The 17,700-nt window shown below is 68.6% G+C and carries 15 protein-coding genes; 7 read left to right on the top strand and 8 right to left on the bottom strand.

Annotated features, from left to right (window positions below):
* The first annotated feature begins 151 nt into the window (after positions 1-151).
* The gene (gene dusB, locus ED208_RS05305) at positions 152-1,111 is read left to right on the top strand and encodes a tRNA dihydrouridine synthase DusB (protein ID WP_123211210.1); all 960 of its coding nucleotides are present in this window, start codon (positions 152-154) and stop codon (positions 1,109-1,111) included.
* 297 nt (positions 1,112-1,408) lie between these two features.
* Here the strand turns inward: dusB and ED208_RS05300 are convergent, their stop codons facing one another.
* Positions 1,409-2,407, bottom strand: coding sequence for an AI-2E family transporter (locus tag ED208_RS05300; RefSeq protein ID WP_233574846.1), 999 nt, complete (start codon positions 2,405-2,407; stop codon positions 1,409-1,411).
* A gap of 382 nt (positions 2,408-2,789) precedes the next feature.
* Between ED208_RS05300 and ED208_RS05295 the strand changes: the two genes are divergently transcribed.
* Complete coding sequence (locus ED208_RS05295) at positions 2,790-2,999, top strand: cold-shock protein (protein ID WP_123210844.1); 210 nt, start codon at positions 2,790-2,792, stop codon at positions 2,997-2,999.
* An 85-nt stretch (positions 3,000-3,084) separates the two neighbouring features.
* Here the strand turns inward: ED208_RS05295 and ED208_RS05290 are convergent, their stop codons facing one another.
* The 3 genes from ED208_RS05290 to ED208_RS05280 all read right to left on the bottom strand — a co-directional run bounded on the left by ED208_RS05290 (position 3,085) and on the right by ED208_RS05280 (position 4,548).
* Positions 3,085-3,555, bottom strand: a complete 471-nt coding sequence (locus tag ED208_RS05290; RefSeq protein WP_123210843.1) for an SET domain-containing protein — start codon at positions 3,553-3,555, stop codon at positions 3,085-3,087.
* Between the two features lie 98 nt (positions 3,556-3,653).
* Positions 3,654-4,085: an alternative ribosome rescue aminoacyl-tRNA hydrolase ArfB gene (arfB, locus tag ED208_RS05285; RefSeq protein WP_123210842.1), complete on the bottom strand. Its 432-nt coding sequence runs from the start codon at positions 4,083-4,085 to the stop codon at positions 3,654-3,656.
* Positions 4,072-4,548 carry a flavodoxin family protein gene (locus ED208_RS05280; protein WP_123210841.1) on the bottom strand — a complete coding sequence of 159 codons (477 nt, stop codon included), beginning with the start codon at positions 4,546-4,548 and terminating at the stop codon, positions 4,072-4,074. Before ED208_RS05280 ends, arfB begins: the two co-directional genes overlap by 14 nt.
* A gap of 134 nt (positions 4,549-4,682) precedes the next feature.
* Between ED208_RS05280 and ED208_RS05275 the strand changes: the two genes are divergently transcribed.
* Complete coding sequence (locus ED208_RS05275) at positions 4,683-5,594, top strand: alpha/beta fold hydrolase (RefSeq protein WP_123210840.1); 912 nt, start codon at positions 4,683-4,685, stop codon at positions 5,592-5,594.
* On the opposite strand, the gene ED208_RS05270 is transcribed toward ED208_RS05275, so the two are convergent.
* The 3 genes from ED208_RS05270 to ED208_RS17265 form a co-directional block, all read right to left on the bottom strand.
* The gene (locus tag ED208_RS05270) at positions 5,575-7,440 is read right to left on the bottom strand and encodes a M61 family metallopeptidase (RefSeq protein ID WP_123210839.1); all 1,866 of its coding nucleotides are present in this window, start codon (positions 7,438-7,440) and stop codon (positions 5,575-5,577) included. The two genes, ED208_RS05275 and ED208_RS05270, sit on opposite strands and share 20 nt — an antisense overlap.
* A 72-nt stretch (positions 7,441-7,512) precedes the next feature.
* Positions 7,513-10,407, bottom strand: coding sequence for a WD40/YVTN/BNR-like repeat-containing protein (locus ED208_RS05265; RefSeq protein WP_123210838.1), 2,895 nt, complete (start codon positions 10,405-10,407; stop codon positions 7,513-7,515).
* 9 nt (positions 10,408-10,416) lie between these two features.
* Complete coding sequence (locus ED208_RS17265) at positions 10,417-13,458, bottom strand: WD40/YVTN/BNR-like repeat-containing protein (RefSeq protein WP_158608443.1); 3,042 nt, start codon at positions 13,456-13,458, stop codon at positions 10,417-10,419.
* A gap of 136 nt (positions 13,459-13,594) precedes the next feature.
* On the opposite strand from ED208_RS17265, the gene ED208_RS05255 reads away from it, so the two are divergent.
* Positions 13,595-13,804: a SlyX family protein gene (locus ED208_RS05255; protein ID WP_123210837.1), complete on the top strand. Its 210-nt coding sequence runs from the start codon at positions 13,595-13,597 to the stop codon at positions 13,802-13,804.
* On the opposite strand, the gene ED208_RS05250 is transcribed toward ED208_RS05255, so the two are convergent.
* Positions 13,798-14,448 carry a CAP domain-containing protein gene (locus tag ED208_RS05250; RefSeq protein ID WP_158608442.1) on the bottom strand — a complete coding sequence of 217 codons (651 nt, stop codon included), beginning with the start codon at positions 14,446-14,448 and terminating at the stop codon, positions 13,798-13,800. The genes ED208_RS05255 and ED208_RS05250 overlap by 7 nt on opposite strands.
* An 80-nt stretch (positions 14,449-14,528) precedes the next feature.
* Between ED208_RS05250 and kynU the strand changes: the two genes are divergently transcribed.
* The 3 genes from kynU to msrA are packed head-to-tail and all read left to right on the top strand — an operon-like array spanning position 14,529 to position 17,405.
* A complete protein-coding gene (kynU, locus tag ED208_RS05245; RefSeq protein WP_123210835.1) occupies positions 14,529-15,809 on the top strand; it encodes a kynureninase in 1,281 nt (426 codons plus the stop codon).
* A 9-nt stretch (positions 15,810-15,818) separates the two neighbouring features.
* Positions 15,819-16,748 carry an alpha/beta hydrolase family protein gene (locus ED208_RS05240; RefSeq protein ID WP_123210834.1) on the top strand — a complete coding sequence of 310 codons (930 nt, stop codon included), beginning with the start codon at positions 15,819-15,821 and terminating at the stop codon, positions 16,746-16,748.
* A gap of 36 nt (positions 16,749-16,784) precedes the next feature.
* The gene (gene msrA / locus ED208_RS05235; protein WP_123210833.1) at positions 16,785-17,405 is read left to right on the top strand and encodes a peptide-methionine (S)-S-oxide reductase MsrA; all 621 of its coding nucleotides are present in this window, start codon (positions 16,785-16,787) and stop codon (positions 17,403-17,405) included.
* The last annotated feature ends 295 nt before the right edge of the window (positions 17,406-17,700 follow it).

Below are 17,700 nucleotides of genomic sequence, written 5' to 3'. Positions count from 1 at the left end.
TTTAACCTGATCTATTCGTCATGAATGCCGGGCCGCATCCGCTGCAATCGACCCTGGGAGACTTCCCCCGGGCGCGGGCTGGCCTACACTCGCGCCCCCGCCAGCCTTCCCATGGCATTTTTCCCGGCCGATTCGCTTGAAGCTGCCCGCGATCCAGATTGGTCCGCACCGCATTGATCCGCCCTTGGTGCTATCGCCCATGGCCGGCGTCACCGACCGGCCGTTCCGTGTGCTCTGCCGACGGCTGGGCGCCGGGCTGGCGGTCAGCGAGATGGCGCACGCCGATCCGCGTCTGCGCGATACCGAAAAGAGTCGCACCCGCCGTGACCACGCCGGTGAGCCCGGACCCATCGCTGTGCAGCTGGCCGGGGCCGAGCCGCAAGTGCTGGCCGAGGCGGCGCGCTGGAACGTCGGGCAGGGTGCCGAGATCATCGACATCAACATGGGCTGTCCGGCCAAGAAGGTCTGCGGCGCGCTGTCCGGCTCGGCGCTGCTGCGCGACGAGGCGCTGGTGGCGCGGATCCTGGAGGCGGTGGTCGCTGCGGTCACGGTGCCGGTGACGCTCAAGTTTCGCACCGGATTTTCCCGCCAGAGCCGCAACGCCCTGCGCATAGCCCGCATCGCCGAGCAGGCGGGCATTGCCAGCCTGGCGCTGCATGGCCGCACCCGCGAGGACTACTACCTGGGCAGCGCCGAGTACGAGACCATCGCCGAGGTGAAGCAGGCGGTGGCCATCCCGGTGTTCGCCAACGGCGATGTCGATGGCCCTCTGAAGGCCGCCGAGGTCCTGCGCCTGACCGGCGCCGATGGCCTGTACATTGGCCGCGCGGCGCAGGGAAACCCCTGGATCTTTCGCGAGATCGCCAGCTATCTGGAGACCGGCGAGATCCCGCCTCTGCCCACCGATGCCGAGCAGCGCGCGGTGCTGCTCCAGCACCTCGATGAGCTGTATGGCCTGTACGGCGAGGGCCGCGGTCTGCGCGTCGCGCGCAAGCACATCCAGTGGTACTGCGAGGCGCGGCCGGACGGCGAGCGCTTCTGGCGCGAGGTCTGCACCCTCAACGAGGCGGCCGCCCAGCGAGCGGCGGTGGCGGCCTTCTTCGCCGCCTGAGCGTCGGCGGCGGACACTAAAAAGGGCATGGCGCGGAAAGCGCGCCATGCCCCAAGGTAAAGGACAGCGCCTACTTCTTCTTGGCGGTCTTCTTCGCAGCGGTCTTCTTGGCGGCGGGTTTCTTGGCAGCGGCCATGTTGATTCCTCCTTACCTTTCAGTACGTGGGGGGCGGCCTTCGCACCATGCGGAGACTACGACCTCCACCGCTAGGGATCGTGGATCAACTGCCATGGAGACACAATGGGTTGTGGTGACTGGCTAAAAAATATCCGACGAACGGTTGCTTTTGGCGGGCTCTACACCAGGCCCTTGTCGCGCAGCTCGTCCTTGAAATACGAATAGGCCATGGGCGCGATGATCAGGCCGGAGATGCCGAACGCGGCCTCCATCGCCAGCATGGCCAGCAGCAGCTCCCAGGCTCGGGCGCGGATGTGGCCGCCGATGATCCGGGCATTGAGGAAGTACTCCAGCTTGTGGATCAACACCAGGTAGCTGAGCGAGGCGAAGGCCAGCACCAGCGACTGGCTCATACTGACCACGAAGATGGCGGTATTGGAGATCAGGTTGCCGATGATCGGCAGCAGGCCGACCACGAAGGTCAGTGCCACCAGGGTCTTGGTCAGCGGCAGATTGATGTCCAGCGAGGGCAGGATCAGCACCAGATAGGCCCAGGTGAGCAGGGTATTGATGGCGGAGATCCAGACCTGCGCGAACACCACGCGGCGGAAGGAGTCGGCGATGCGTCGGCCGTGATGGATGAGCGCGGCGGTCAGCGGCGCCGACTCGCGCGGGCCGCGCGTCGCCTGCAAGGCCAGCATGGCGCCGACCACCATGCCGATGATCACGTGCGCCAGTCCGCGCAGGAACTCGGTGCTCGCGGTCTGCAGTGACTGCGCATGCACCCGCAGCCATTCGGTGACCGAGCGGCGCAGGTCTTCGGCGTTGTCGGGGAGGTTGGCCAGCAGCCAGTCGGGGAGGCGGTCACGCGACTGGTCGATGATTTCCGCCATGCGCTGGAACAGGGCCGGGATGCTCTCGTCGCTGGCGCGGAAGAACGAGGCGATGGCAAAGCCCAGGGCGGCCATGCCGGCGATCACCGCGCTGGCGACCATCAGCACCGCCAGCCAGCGCCGGCCCTCACCGCCCAGGCTGGTGATCGCCAGCCTCGGGGTGAGCAACTGCACCAGGGAATAGACCATCAGCCCCGCCAGCAAGGCCGGCAGCAGATGGGTTTTCAGCACGAAGATCAGCGCCGCCACCGCCAGGCCCCAGGCGATCCAGTCATAGCGACTCACGGCGGTTGGACGGGTAGGGTCGCTCATGGCTTTGGGGGACGACGAAAAGGTGGCGAAGGATACGCGCAGGCTGGGCGACGAATGACGGCGTTTTCGACCGTTGATGGCGAATCGGCGCTGATCGGCCATCCCGGGCTCTGACACTGGGCGCCGCCAGAGGTGCCCTGCATCCCTCGAATGAGGCTCTGAGGGGCTTGCGCCGCAATTTCTACTTGGGTGTAGAATCGCCACCGCAGCATATTCAAAAAAAGATTTCCGGGAGTTTCATCGGCGTTGTTTCAACCTCGATGAATGTAGCGTCACGGTAACGTTTCTGGATGGCTGACAAAACCGCGGCGTTTTGCCGCATTTTCAAAAACATCAGTTCAAAAGGAACGTTTCAATGTCCACGACTACCGGCATCGTCAAGTGGTTCAATGACACCAAGGGCTTTGGCTTCATCACCCCGGAAGGCGGCGGTGAAGACCTCTTCGCCCACTTCAAGGAAATCCAGGGCACCGGCTTCAAGACCCTCAAGGAAGGCCAGCGCGTGGAGTACACCGCGCAGCGCGGCCCCAAGGGCATGCAGGCCACCCAGATCAAGCCCCTGTAAGGCTTGCTCCAAAGGCTTCACGCGGTAAGAAAACCCCGGCCTCGCGCCGGGGTTTTTCGTTGTGCTCGGCCTGTGTCGCTGGCCGCTATTTCGGCCAGGACTTGATGAGCGTGCCGGTGCACTCCGGCGCGCCGCAGCGGCAGGCCCAGATCTTCCGCAGCTTGGCGGTCGGCTTCACGCCGAGGTCGATGCCGTAGTCATAGGCCAGCTCCTCGCCGGACTTCACCGCACGCAGGGTCTCGATGTAGACGCGATCAAACTCCGAGCCCGGCTGCGCGCTTTCCACCAGCAACGCCTGGCAGTTGGGCGCGCAGCTGTGATTGATCCAGCGCGCGGCATTGCCGCTGACATTGGCGTCGATCAGCCAGCGCTCATTGAGCGTGAACAGGAAGGTGTGGCCGCCGGCGTGGTTGTCGCCGTAGATCAGGTCGCCCTCCTCGTGGCTGAGGCGGCGGCCACGATATTCCAGCAGGGTGGTGCCGGCGGGGATGTCCTGGACGGCGAACACGCCAGAGCCGTGGATGGGAGAGCGGCGGACAGCAATTCGGCGGGCCATACTTTTCGATTGCGGATTGCGGATTGCGGATTGCGGATTGCGGATTGCGGATTGCGGATTGCGGATTGCGGATTGCGGATTGCGGGAGCTGGATTCGGCTATTCAAGAAGCTTGCCGCGGCCGGCCTTGAGCTCGGAGCGGCGCCCCTTGTCGTCCAGCCGCCGGCGTTTTGCCGCGCGACTGGGGCGGGTCGGCTTGCGCGGCTTGGGTACGCTGGCGGCGCTGGCGATGAGCTCGGCCAGCCGCGCCAGCGCGTCCTCGCGGTTGCGATCCTGGCTGCGCAGTGTTTGCGCCTTGATGACCAGCACGCCCTCACGGCTGATGCGACGGTCGCCGCGCGCCAGCAGCCGCTCCTGCACCTCGACCGGCAGCGAGCCGGCGCGGATGTCATAGCGCAACTGCACCGCGCTTTCGGTCTTGTGCAGATTCTGGCCGCCGGAGCCCTGCGCCCGCAGCGCCTGCCAGTCCAGCTCGCGTTCGTACACGGCCAGCCCGGCAACCTCTAGCACCGGTGTTTCAGTAGGCGCCATAGGCCAGGCCGGCTGCCAGGGTTTGTCCCAGCTCGCGCGCTGCTTCCAGATGCGCGATTTCGACCTCTCCCTGGACGATCAAGGGTGGCGCGACGCGTCGCCAGTTGTAGCCCAGGGCGATGCGCTCCAGCGCCCGCACCGCGCCGCTGCCGTCGTTGCCGGCGCTCACGAACATCGCCCAGGGCAGGCCATCGACCTTGCCCTGCGCCGGGTAGTAGGTGCGGTCGAGGAAGTCCTTCAGCGCGCCGCTGAGATAGCCGAAGTTCTCCGGAGTGCCGATCAGCAGGCCTTGCGCCCAGAGCAGGTCGTCGAGGTTGGCGTCCAGTGCCCGGCGCCGGCGCAGTTCCACCTCGTCGGCGAAGTCTGCCGCACCGGCTGCCACCGCCTCGGCCAGCGCCGCAGTGCGGCCGGACTGGCTGTGCCAGATCAGCAGCAGATGCTTCTTGGTGGGCGGCGCGGACATGCGCCAGTGTAGCCAGAGCCAAGCCGAATTCCGGGGCCTCGTGCGAGGATGGCCGCAATCCGCAATCCGCAATCCGCAATCCGCAATCCGCAATCCGCAATCCGCAATCCGCAATCCGCAATCCGAGCACCCTCATGCCCCGCGTCACCGCCAACGGAATCGAAATCGAATACGAAAGCCTGGGTCCCGATCAGGCGCCAGTGGCGCTGCTGATCATGGGGCTGGGCTGCCAGCTGATCCATTGGCCGGACGCGCTCTGCGAGCAGTTGCTGGCGGCCGGCTATCGCGTCGTGCGCTTCGACAATCGCGATGTCGGCCTGAGCAGCCGCATGGAGCAGGCGGGCATGCCCAAGCTGCTGCGCGCCGGCATCGCTGCGCGCCTGCGGCTACCGCTGCGCGCGCCCTATGGTCTGGAAGACCTCGCTGCCGACGCCCTTGGACTGATGGATGCGCTGGGCATTGCCCAGGCCCATGTGGTGGGCCTGTCGATGGGCGGCATGATCGCCCAGTTGCTCGCCGCCCGGCACCCGCAGCGCTTGCGCAGCCTGACGCTGTGGATGACCAACAGCGGCCATCCCGGCCTGCCGCAGCCGCACTGGCGGCTGCAGTTGCGCATGATCCGTCGTCCCGAAGGCCGCGACCGCGCCGCGCTGGTGCGTCATGGTGTGCAGACCTGGCAGTTGATCGGCAGTCCTGGCTATCCGACGCCGGTCGAGCACTTGCAGGCCCAGGTGGAGCGCTACATCGACCGCGCCCACTACCCGCGCGGCACCGCTCGCCAGACTGCCGCCATCCTCGCCGCGCGCCACCGTCGCCAATTGCTGCGCCAGTTACCGATGCCGGTGCAGATCATCCACGGCGAGGCCGATCCCCTGGTGCCAGTGGCGGCCGCCTACGATCTTGCCAAGCAGGTGCCGGACGCCACCCTGCACGTGATTCCCGGCATGGGCCACGACATTCCGCCGGTGCTGGTGCCCAAGCTCGTCGGTCTGCTGGTCGAGCATTTCGACAAGGTTGAAGCCCTGGCTAGTTCGCGCGCGGCCTGAGGATGGCGGACAGCCGGTCGGGCGTGCCGGCGAGGCGTTCCAGGCGCGGATAGCGCGGGCCTTCGCGGTAGTCGATGCGCACCGTGCGCCAGCGGTCGAGGTTCTTCAGGATCAGTTCGATCGGCTGCGTGTTCTTCTGCGCGTCGATCAGCGCCTGCCTGAGCAAGTCGGCGCTGTAGCTGCGGCCATTCACCGACAACAGGGTGTCGCCCTTGGAGAGCCCGGCGGCGAAGGCGGGTGAGCCCCAGAGCACATCCTCCAGCGCGCCGTCCTTGCCCACCACGACGCCCAGCGACCAGCTGAAATCCTTGTTCTTGTTGCGCTCCTCGTTGCTCTTCACGAAGGCGGTGGGCTCCGGCGCGAAGCTCAGCTTCCAGCCGGCGCGGGCGAGGCCGTCCAGCGGCGCGTCCTCGCTGCTGCGATGCAGCTTGTCCTTCAGGAAGCCGGCCCAGTCGTAGGGCGCGATCCGGTTCAGCGCAGCCACCACGTCTTCAAACGAGTAGGGCAGGGCCTCGACGCGGCCATCCTCGACGCCGAAGAAGCCAGCGGCGAAATCGTCCAGCGACTTCTTTTCCCGGCTCAGCTCGCGCAGGCGGGTGTCGACATCCAGCCAGATCAGCGCGCCTTCGGTGTAGTAGTCCTCGCCGCGCTGCCAGCCCGGCCAGGACAGCGGCCGGCGTGGGGTGAGGATCGGCTGGTTGGTGGTGTCGATCAGGGGCCGCCAGAGCCGTCCGGGCCGCGCCAGTGCCTGGGTGGCGACCAGTTGCGCCAGCGCCTCGCGGGCGAAGTCGGCGCTCCACAGTCCGGAGCGCGCCGCCAGCACATTGCCCCAGTAGGTGGTCTGGCCCTCGTAGACCCAGAGCAGGCTGTTCTGCAGCGGCGTGTTGTGATTGGCCACCACCTGGTCGGCGGGGCGGCGGAACTTGCCGTTCCAGGAATGCACGTACTCGTGCGGCAGCAGCGAGCGCCCGGCGCCGGCCTTGTCCCAGTCGCTGAAGTAGTTGGGCGGCAGCGCGTTTTCGCTGGAGCGATGGTGCTCCAGGCCGATGCCGCTGAAGGCATCGCTGAGCGCGAAGAGGAAGTCGTAGCGCTCGAAATGCCGCGAGCGGAACAGCGCGTCGGCCTCGCGCACCAAGCGGGCATGGGCGGCGAGCTGCTCGGGCTTGGCGTCGAGCTGGTAGGGCGCGTCGGCGACCATGTTCAGGTACACCGGCCGCGCGCCGGCATCGAGCGTGTACTGCCGGAAGTAGCGGCCGGCGAACAGCGGTGAGTCGATCAGAGTGTCGAGATCCACGTTGGCGAAGCGGACGAGGTCGCCCTCGCGGTCCCGCGCCGGCAGCGCGCTGGCCTGCTGCCAGCCGGTCGGCAGGCGGATGCTCGGTTCGACGCGCAGCTCACGGGCGGCGCCCTCGGGGTACAGCAGCACGGTGTTCCATTGCAGGCCGATCATTTCCGGCGTGGCGACGATGCGGCCCTGCTCGCGCAGCATCGGTGTTGCGTAGTCGAACCGGACCTTCAGCTCGCTGACGCCGTCCGGAACCAGCAGGCGGAAGCGGTACATGTCCAGAGGATCGCGGGTCCAGGCCAGGGCCTGGCCGCCGCCCTCGATGCGCAGGCCGGCCAGGGCCTCGATGGGGCCGCGCGGGGCGTGATTGCCGGGCAGCCATTCCGGGTAGAGCAGCGACAGCGGTCCGGCTTGCACCGGGATGGTTTCCTCCACCCGGAACAGCCGGCGCTGGGTGTCGCTGACATCGACCTGCAACTGGATCGGCGCCGGCGCCGCGAACAGGGAGCCGGTGTAGGCGGTGAACAGGAGGGCGAGGCGGGGCAGGGGCGAGCGGTTCATGCAGTTTGGCTAGCAAGAAAAAGCCCGGGTTTCGCCCGGGCTTGATCCTGACCGTACCGGCGGTGGATCGGTTCAGTGGCGGCGACGGCCGCGCCGCAGGGCCAGCAAGCCCAGCAGGCCGAGCAGGCTCAGGCCGCCCAGGCTGCCGCCATAGCGGCCCTGGCCGTCGCCACCGTCGCTGCCACCACCACCGGCGGGCGGCGGATCGACGATCAGCTTCGGCAGCTCGTAGCTCCAGATGCCGCGACCATGCGTGGCGGCGAACAGGGTGTCGGGCTCGTCGGCGCTGGCCTTGGGCTTCATCCGCAGCATCACCACCGGCACATTGGGCAACTGGTTGCCCAGCGGCGCCCAGTTGCTGCCCTCGGTGTCGCTGGAAATGAAGGGGCCGATGTCGGTGCCGACGATCAACTGGCCGCGCCCGCTGGCGTCGCGATGCAGCACCACGGTGTTGGTCTGCGCGCGCGGCAGGTTGCCGGAGATGTCGGTAAAGCTCTCGCCCGCGTCGGTGGACTTGAACACCACGCCGCTGCCGATCTTCTCGGCATTGGGGTCCTGGTAGCTGCCGGCCGGCCGGATGTTGGAGGCGTAGCCGGCGAGCGTCACGTAGATGGTCTTGGGGTCGCTCTCGTCCATCTCGATGCCGGCGATGAAGCGGCTGTCCAGTCCGCGCGCGGCTGCGAAGTGCCAGCCCTTGCTGGTCCCCTTCTCGGGCGGTTCGGTGCCGCCGACATTGGTGGCGATGCCATTGGCGAAGCCGGTGTCGTTCACCGTCACCCCGCAGTCGCCGCAGTAGCCGACGTAGGCGTGCGGGCCGTGGACGTGCATGGTGGTGGTGGTGCGGATCGCGCCGGTGTCGGGATTGCTGCCGAGGTTGAAAACCTCCAGCCAGGAGCTGCTGGTCACCGTCTCGGCCTTGAGCGTGGCGTAGATCTCCTGCGCGCCGGTGAGCATGTGCTGGGCGTCCAGCGGGTCCATCACGAACCAGTTGGCGAAGTTCACCCGGGTGTAGCTGGGCGCGATGTTGCTCGAACTGGCGCCGCGGTCGGTGGTGCGGCGCAGGCCGCCGTTCTGCGACTCGGTGTAGCTGACATCGCTGTTGTCCGGGTCCACCTCGGCGAAGAAGCCGTCGGCGCCGAAGTCCTGGAACTGCTCGCGGGTGTCCGGCTCGATGTGGCCGGAGCCGTTGTCCTGGTGGCCCTGCCAGACGGTGCCGTCCTTGGCCACCGCCAGGCCGTAGGGCAGCAAGGCGTAGAAGCCCTCGTTGGCGCCGGCGCCCCACTTCGTGTTGTCCATCTCCTCGTTGGCGGCCACGCACTGCTTGAACACGCCGCCGTCACCGCCGGCAAACAGGCAGACCCCGCCCTCGCCATCCGGCAGATAGAGGCCGACGTGCTGGTCGGGATGGGTGGTGGTGGACTCGCCGGGCAGGCCCAGCTCGAAGTAGCGGCCGATCACCGTGAAGTCGAGCAGGCCGGCCTGCAGCACACCGTTGAGCGGCACTCGCGTCAGCGTGTTCTGGAACACCTCTTCCATGCCGAAGCTCATGCGGGTGGGGATGCCGGCCAACTGGCGCGTCGGGTCCACCGCGATCCATTCGTTGTACCAGGTCTGCACGCCGGGCAGGAACGACAGCGAGCCCACCGTCGCGATCAGCTCGTCGTCGTTGGCCATGCGGAACCAGCTCTGGCCGAAGTCGGCGGAGACGAAGATGCCGTGCACGGCAGTCGTCAGCGGCAGGGTCAGCAGATCGTCGAGGATGGGGTCGAGCAGCGCGTAGCCCTCGTTGAAATTCACCGAGTCCTGGACGATGGCGTAGAGGTAGTTGTGATCCTGCTCGGGGCCGGTGGCGGCGCCCATCTCGATGCGCCCGGTGCGCGCGCGTGGCGCGAAGCCCTGCGGCAGCAGCGCGTTCAGCGGCTCGTCGTCGATGGCGACGAAGCTGTCGCGGGCGCCGGTGTCGGAGCGATAGAGACCGTTGGCCGGCGCCATCACCGTGCCGTCGGGGAAGGTCGCTTGTCCGGCGCGCCAGCCCACCGCCGCCACCACCGGGCAACCGCTGGGATCGCAGACCTCGCCGGTACTGCCGCCCGGTGCCTTGATGACCACGTCGGTGACCACGTTGGCGAACTGGCAGGGGCTGCTGATGCTCTCGTTGCCGGCGCAGTCCGGGGTGGTCGGCAGCCGTACGTTGACGAAGCTGCGGCCGGCGTCCTCCGAGCGGTAGAGGCCGATGGATGAGGCGATGTAGAGAACCTGCGGATTGCCGGGATCGCGGCGGGCGTTGTAGACCTGCACGCCGTCGGGGAAGCCGGTGGCGCGGGTCCAGCTCTGGCCGAGGTCCTTGCTCCAGTACGCGCCCAGGCCCATGTAGCCGTTGTTGCCCATCACCGATTCGCCGCCGGCCGCCAGCAGGGTGCCGCCACCGGCCGGGGTCCAGATCACCCCGCCGTTGATCTGGCTGGGCAGCTTCTCGCCGACCGAGACCCAGTGGTCGCCGAGCGTGCGGATGTCGCCGTCGATGGCCTCGCTCATCCAGAGGCCGCCGGTGCCGACCGCCGCGAACAGGCGCTTGCCGTCCTCGTCGTAGGCGAAGTTGTCGACGCGGGCGCTGTAGATCGAGCGCCCGGAGATCAGCCCGCCCCTGGCATAGGGCTGCCAGTCGCCATTGGCCTTGGGCACCAGGCTCTTGAGCGGCTCCAGGCTGGCCTTGTCGTGCAGGGCGCCGCGAAAGACCGCCGGGTCCGGCGCCGCGCCGCGCAGCAGCGGGTGCGCGCTCGGCGCCTTCGCCTCCAGCTCGCGCGGCACCAGCTTGCTGCAATAGCGCCCGCCCTGCTGCGCCCGCGCGCTATGGATCGGCTGCGTGCCTTGCGGGCATTGCCCGGGGCGCGGATCGGTGCCGCTGACCGCCAGGGTGGCGAGAACCGCCAGCGAGGCCGCCAGCAAGGGTGCCTTGGGCAGGGCCACGGCGGCGACTCAGCGACCGCCGGCCAGGCGCCGGCGGCCGGCCAGCGCCGCCAGCATCAGCAGACCGAGCAGGCCGCCACCCAGACTGCCGCCGCCGAAGCGACCCTCGTTGCCGGAGCTGCCGCCCGAGCCCGAGCCGCTGCCCGAGCCGGAACCGCCGGAGCTGGAACCGGAGCCGGAGCTGGTCGAACCGCCGCTGCTGGTGCTGCCCGAACTGGAGCCCGAGCCGCTCGAACCGCCGGAACCCGAGCCGGAGCTGGTCGAGCCGCCGGAGCTGGAACCGCCGCTGCTGGAACCGCCCGCCGGGTCGGCGAAGCGGTAGCTCCAGATGTGGCGGCCGAAGGTGGCGGCGAACAGCTTGTCGGCCTCGTCCGGCGTGGCCTTGGGCTTCATCCGCAGCATGTTCACCGGCACCGCCGGCAGGCCGGTGCCGAGGCCGGTCCAGCTGCTGCCGCTGAGATCGCTGGAGATGAACACGCCGACATCGGTGGCGACGATCAGCTGCTGGCCGCGCAGCACCACGCTGGACGCCTGGGCCTCCGGCAGGTCGCCGGAGGCAGCGACGAAGGTTTCACCGGCGTCGGTGGACTTGTACAGGGCGCCGCCGCCGATGTTGGTATTGGGGTCGTTGTAGTGGCCCGGCGGACGCAGGTTGGAGAGGTAGCCGCCGAGCGCGACGTAGATGGTCTTCGGATTGGCCGGGTCGATGGCAATGCCGGTGATGTAGCGGTTGGGCAGGCCCTCGCGCTTGGCGAGATGCCAGCCGGCAGCCGTTTCCGGCACCCGCTCGACGCCGTCCTGGACGTTGGTGGCGAGGAAGTTCTGGAAGCCGGTGTCGTTGCCGGAGGCGCCGCAGTCGCCGCAGCCGCCGACGTAGACCGCCGTGCCCAGCACCTCCATGGTGGTGGTGGTGATGATCGCGCCGGTGTCGGGGTTGGTGCCGAAGTTGAACACCTCCACCCAGCTGCTGCCGGTGACGGTCGAAGCGCTCTTGGTCTCGTAGATCTCCTGCGCGCCGGTGACCATGTGCTGGGCGTCCAGCGGGTCCATGCGGAACCAGTTGTCGAACATCACCCGGGTATAGGTGGGCGCGATGTCGCTGGTGCTGGCGCCACGGTTGGTGGTGCGGGTGAGGCCGCCGTTCTGGGTCTCGAAGTAGGCGATGTCGGAATTGTCCGGATCGACCTCGGCGTAGAAGCCGTCGCCACCCAGGGTCTGGAACATCTTGAATTCGCGCTTGGGGTCGATCAGGCCGGAGCCGTTGTCCTGCAGGCCGAACCACACGGTCTCGTCCTTGGCCACGCCCAGGCCGTAGGGCAGCAGGCTGTACATGCCGGTGTTGGCGCCCTGGCCCCAGCCACTGTTGTTCATCTGGCCGTTGGCGGCCACGCACTGCTTGTAGACACCGCCGTCATTGCCGGCGAACAGGCAGACGCCGCCGTCGTCCGTGGGCAGGTAGATGCCGGCGTGCTGGTCGGGATGGGTGGTGGAGGGGAACAGGCCGGCGAGATTGAAGTAGGTGCCGATCACCTCGAAGTCGGAGGGGCCGAACTGGCTGAGGCCGTTGAGCGGCACGCCGGGGATGCGGTTCTGCCAGACCTCTTCCAGACCGAAGCCGATGCGGGTGGGCGCGCCCAGCAGCAGATCGGCGCGGGTCGGGTCCACCGCCACCCAGGCGTTGTACCAGGTCTGGATGCCGGCGCCGCTGCCGGCGATGACGCCGACCAGGGCGATCTCGGAGCCGGTGATCGGGGCGATGATCTCGGTGGTGTCGGCCATCCGCACCCAGCTGTCGCCGAAATTGGAGGACACGTACAGGCCGTTGAATACCGAGGGGAAGCCGAGGATCAGCAAGGGCCCCAGCAGCGCGTCGAGCTGTTCGATGCCGGTGATGCCGCCGTTGAACAGGATCGCGTCCTGGACGATGGCATAGACGTAGTTGTGGTCCTGATCCGGGCCGTGGGCACTGGTCAGCTCGATGCGGCCGATGCGCTCCTGCGGCGCGAAGCCCACCGGCAGCAGCGGGCTGACGGCGGAGACATCGAGCTTGGCGAAACTATCCACCTCGCCGCTGGCCGAGCGGTACAGGCCGTTGCCCGGTGCCTGCGGGGTGCCGTCCTGGAAAGTCGCCGTGGAGCCGGTACGGAAGCCGACGCCGGCCAGCACCGGGCAGCCCTTGGCGTCGCAGGTTTCCTCGGTGAGGCCGCCAGGCACCTTCACGATCACGTCGGTGACGTAGTTGGCGTAGAAGCACTTGCTGGCGATGTCCTCGACACCGGCGCAGTCCTCCGAGGTCGGCAGCCGCACATTGGCGTAGCTGCGGCCAGCGTCGGCGCTGCGGAACAGACCCTTGCTGCTGGCGATGTAGACGTACTGCGGATTGGCCTCGTCCACCGCGACGCGGAACACCAGCGCCGCGTCCGGAAAGCCGCTGGCCTGGTGCCAGCTGGCGCCGAGATCGCTGCTCCAGTAGGCGCCCAGGCCCAGGTAGCCGCTGGAACCCATCACGGCCTCGCCGCTGGCGGCGATCAGGGTGCCGCCTTCGGCCGCGCTCCAGCCGACGCCGCCGACGATCTGGGTCGGCAGGGTTTCGCCCACCGAAACCCACTGGTCGCCGATGGTGCGTACGTCGCCATCGACGGCGGTGGACATCCAGACGCCGGCGGTGCCGCCGGCCAGGAACAGCCGCTTGGCCACCGGGTCGTAGGCGAAGTTGTCGACTCGCGCGGCCTGGAAGGCCCCCGAGCCGTCGTCGAGATTGCCCTTTCCGTGCTCGGACCAGACGCCGGCGGAGCCGGGGATGTCGGCCTTGCCGGCGATCAGCGCCTTCTGCGCCAGTGCCGAACGGATGGCGCCCTCCGGCACCACACCGGCCTTGCGGTGGCGCACGTCCTTGGCCTGCATCAGCTGTGCCGGGGTTTCGGCGCTGCGATGGGCGGTCAGCCGTTGTTGCCGGGTTTCCGCCGGCGGCCGGGATTGCAGGGTGGCAGTGACCAGCAGCAGGCTGCAGAGGGCAGCTCCGAGGGCGGGCGGCAGGCGGAGAAGGCGCATGGGTAACGGACCTGAAGATGTTTTGTTAACGGAAAGTTAACGCAAACAATGCACCAACCTGTCGTCAAAGTCAGGTCTGGGATTCAACTTTCGTTACGATCGCCGCCCAATCTGCCTATCCGACGGGTCGCCGCGCATGTCCGAAGACCGTTTCATCACCCTGGAAATCAAGCTCGCCGAGCAGGAGGACAGCCTGCGCGTCCTCAACGAGGTGCTGATCCGCCAGACCGAGCAGATCGACCGGCTGGAAGCGCTGTGTCGCCAGCTCAAGGAGCGCCTGGACCGCCTCGGCGACGGCAACCAGGAGAAGTTCAGCCTCGCCGAGGAAGTCCCGCCGCACTACTGAGGCGGCGGCACCGGGATCAGGTGCGGCGAGGACAAGACCGGCGTCGCCTGCGGTCCCGGCATGGCATCGTCAATCGAGCAGCCGAGCACCTCGGGCGGCGTCACCGGCTGCGGCGGCGGGTTGCCGTAAGGCTTCAGGCCCTCCTGATTGCCGCGCGGGGTGTAGTGGCAGACCCAGATCTCGCCATCGGCGCAGCGGGCGCGGCCGCAGCCCACTTCGGTGGTGGTCTCCCAGATCATCTGCAGGTACTGCCCGCACTGGCGCCCCTGCGGCGCCTGGCAGCGGTGCTGGGCGTGGTTGTAGTACAGGCCCTCCGAGGACCAGCGCTCGACCACTGCCGCCGGCGTGCGCTTGTAGCCGTCGTAGGCGGTGGTGGACCAGGCCTTGAGCAGGTTCTCGCCGGTGGTTTCGCGGCGCGCCGGATCGCTGCTGTAGCGCAGCGCGCAGCCCTGCGTCGCCAGTTGGTTGGCCCAGGCCTGGGCGCTGGTGGCGTTGGCGTTTGACCAGCCCAGCGGCGCCAGCCCCAGCGGCGCGCGCAAGGCGTTGTGCCCGGCCAGCAGGCCGGCGAATTCGGCCGGCTCGGACTCGGCGTGCGCGGTCGGGCCGAGCGTGAGCGCGGCCAGCAAGAGGCTGAGGCGGAGCATGGGTGGATTGCGGATTGCGTGCGTGGTGGCGCCAGTATCGGCAGCGCGGCGGCGGGCGTCCATGATGCTAGCCTGCCGCCATGACGATTCCTTCATCCCGCGAGGCCTGCCTCGCCCTCGATGCCGCCGACCCGCTTGCCGGCTTCCGCGCGCGCTTTCACCTGCCGGCCGGGCAGATCTATCTCGACGGCAATTCCCTGGGCGTGCTGCCCCTTGCCACCCCGGAGCGCCTCGCGCGGGTGATCCGCGAGGAGTGGGGCGAGGGCTTGATCCGGAGCTGGAACAGTCCCTCGCCCGAGTCCGGCCTCGGTGCCGGCTGGGTGGATGCGCCGCTGCGGGTGGGCGAGCGCCTGGCGCCATTGCTCGGCGCCGCGCCGGGGCAGGTGGCGGTGGCCGATTCCACCTCGGTGAATCTCTACAAGCTGCTGGCCATGGCTTTGCAACTGCGGCCGGAACGCCGGGTGATCGTCAGCGAGGCCGACAACTTTCCCACCGATCTCTACATCGCCCAGGGGCTGATCGCGCAACTCGGAGGCCGGCACGAGCTGCGCCTGCTGCCCGCCGGCGCCAGCCTCGCCGACTACAGGGCGGCGCTGGACGATCAGGCCGCAGTATTGATGCTCTCGCAGGTCAGCTACCGCAGCGGCGCCCTGCACGACATGCGCGCGCTGAGCGCGGCTGCCCATGCGGCGGGTGCGCTCACGCTCTGGGATCTCGCGCACTCGGCCGGCGCGCTGCCGCTGGCGCTGGATGCCGATGGCGCCGACTTCGCGGTGGGCTGCGGCTACAAGTACCTCAATGGCGGCCCCGGTGCGCCGGCCTTCCTGTACATCGCCCGTCGCTGGCAGGGTCAGGCGACCAGCCCGTTGAGCGGCTGGTTCGGCCACGCCCAGCCCTTCGCCTTCGAGCCCGACTACCGGCCGGCGCCGGACATCGCCCAGGCGCTCTGCGGCACGCCCCCGATCCTCGGCCTGAGCGCGCTGGAGGTCGGCATCGAGCAGTTCGAGGGTGTCGATATGGCGCAGTTGCGCGCCAAGTCCCTGGCCCTGAGCGAGTTGTGCATCGGGCTGGTCGAATCCCGGCTGGCCGGGCAGGGCTTTGTCCTGGCCAGCCCGCGAGAGGCGGCCCGGCGTGGCAGCCAGGTCTGCTGGCAGCATCCCCAGGCCTGGCCGATCTGCCAGGCGCTGATCGCCCGTGGTGTGGTCGGCGACTTCCGCGCGCCGGATATCCTGCGCTTCGGTTTTACGCCGCTGTACCTGCGCCATGTCGATGTCTGGGACGCCGTCGAGCAACTCGCGCAGGTGATGGCCAGCGACGAGTGGCGGCAGGCGCGCTTCCAGGCGCGTGGCAAGGTCACCTGAGGAGGCGTCATGTCCATCCACAAACTTCTGTTCCTGCTGTGGTCCGGCAGTCTGGCGCTGGCCGCCGGCGCCGAGCCGGTAAAGGCGCCGCCGATGAGCCCGAAAACCCTGAGCTGGTCCGAACTCGACGCCATGCCCTATCCGGCCAAGCCGGGGCAGCGCATTCCCTACGGCGCCTCCGCCGCCAAGTTCGGCGAGCTGCGGCTGCCGGATGCCAGGCGCCACGGCAAGGGGCCGTATCCGGTGCTGGTAATGATCCACGGCGGCTGCTGGCTGGCCGACTACGACTACGCCTACTTCACCCGGCTCGCGGCCTGGGTCACCGAGCAGGGCTGGGCGACCTGGAACATCGAGTACCGCCGGCTCGGCGACCCCGGTGGCGGCTGGCCCAACACCTTCATGGATGTCGGCGAGGCGGCCGATGCGCTCTATGTCATCGCCAAGACCGACCCGGTTGATCTGAAACAGGTCTACGCCGCCGGGCATTCCGCCGGCGGCCAGTTGGCATTGTGGCTGGCCTCTCGCGCCAAGCTGGCCAACGACAGCGAGCTGGCGCGCAGCGAGCCGCTGAAGATTCGCGGCGTGCTGGGCCTGGCGGCGATCACCGATCTCGCCAGCTACCGCGTCGGTCCCGCCGACAGCTGCAATGCCTCGGTCGACCGCCTGCTGGGTGGCAGCCCGGAGCAGGAGCCGCGCCGCTACGCCGAGACCTCGCCGCTGGCGCGCCTGCCGCTGGGTGTGCCGCAGGTGCTGGTGCAGGGCGCTCTGGACCCCATAGTGCCCACCGCCGGCGTGCAGGCCTATGTCGATGCGGCGGTGCGGGCTGGTGACGCCGCGAGTCTGGTCGTGCTGCCCGGGGCCGGCCACTTCGAGCCGGCGGTGCCGCACCCGGCCAGCGAGGCGGCGCTCAAGCAGGCCTTGCAGCGCTTGCGGCAGTGACCATATTGCCTGCTCAGCCACTCACGGAGGTGTCCCATGTTCGGTTCCCGATTCGGTGGCAGTAGCCTCAAGGTGAGTCCCCGCGAGGTGCCGGCGCCGGACTACGATCCGCCGCAGCCGGCCGGGCGCGCCGAGGCAGTGCTGGCCGGCGGCTGCTTCTGGTGTACCGAGGCGGTGTACCGCGAACTGGATGGGGTGCTGGCGGTGGTCTCCGGCTATTCCGGTGGCAGCGCCGAGACCGCCGACTACGGCACCGTCTGCACCGGCCGCAGCGAGCACGCCGAGGTGATCCAGATCGCCTACGACCCGGCCCGGGTCAGCTACGGCGAGTTGCTGCGCATCTTCTTTGCGGTGGCGCACGACCCCACCCAGCTCAACCGTCAGGGCAATGACGTCGGCCCTCAATACCGCTCGGCGATCTTCTATGCCGATGCCGAGCAGAAGGCGGTGGCCGAGCGTTACATCGCGCAGCTCGACGCCGCCGGCGTCTACACCGCGCCCATTGTCACCCGGCTGGAGACGCTGGCGGCCTTCTTCGAGGCCGAGGCCTACCACCAGAACTACGCCGCCCTGCATCCCGGCCAGCCCTACATCCAGGCGGTATCGACGCCCAAGGTCGAGAAGCTGCGCGCCTATTTCGGCGAGGCGCTGCGCTAACAGCGTCCCGGCCGGCTTGCCGGCCCGGGCCCGAGCGCCCCGGTCACCGCAGTGCGCGCCGTCCCTCCTCGGGGAGGCGGGTCCCGGCGTCCCGGCCTGGGCGGCCTCCGGGCGCCGGCTTTTCTTCCCGCATTCCCAGCACTGCTGCTGGGCTGCCTGCAGGCCTGTCACCGTTCAGGCCGGTGTCCATGTTTTGTGAATATCCGAGCTGCATGCCTGGTCTGGCGCCCGGGGGGGACGACTTTCGGCCGGCGACGGGCGCGACAATTCAATAGCAGTGACAGCGCGAATCAGC

Source organism: Stagnimonas aquatica, assembly GCF_003730135.1.
Classification (GTDB): domain Bacteria; phylum Pseudomonadota; class Gammaproteobacteria; order Nevskiales; family Nevskiaceae; genus Stagnimonas; species Stagnimonas aquatica.
This window is presented reverse-complemented; position numbering and strand designations above follow the sequence as displayed.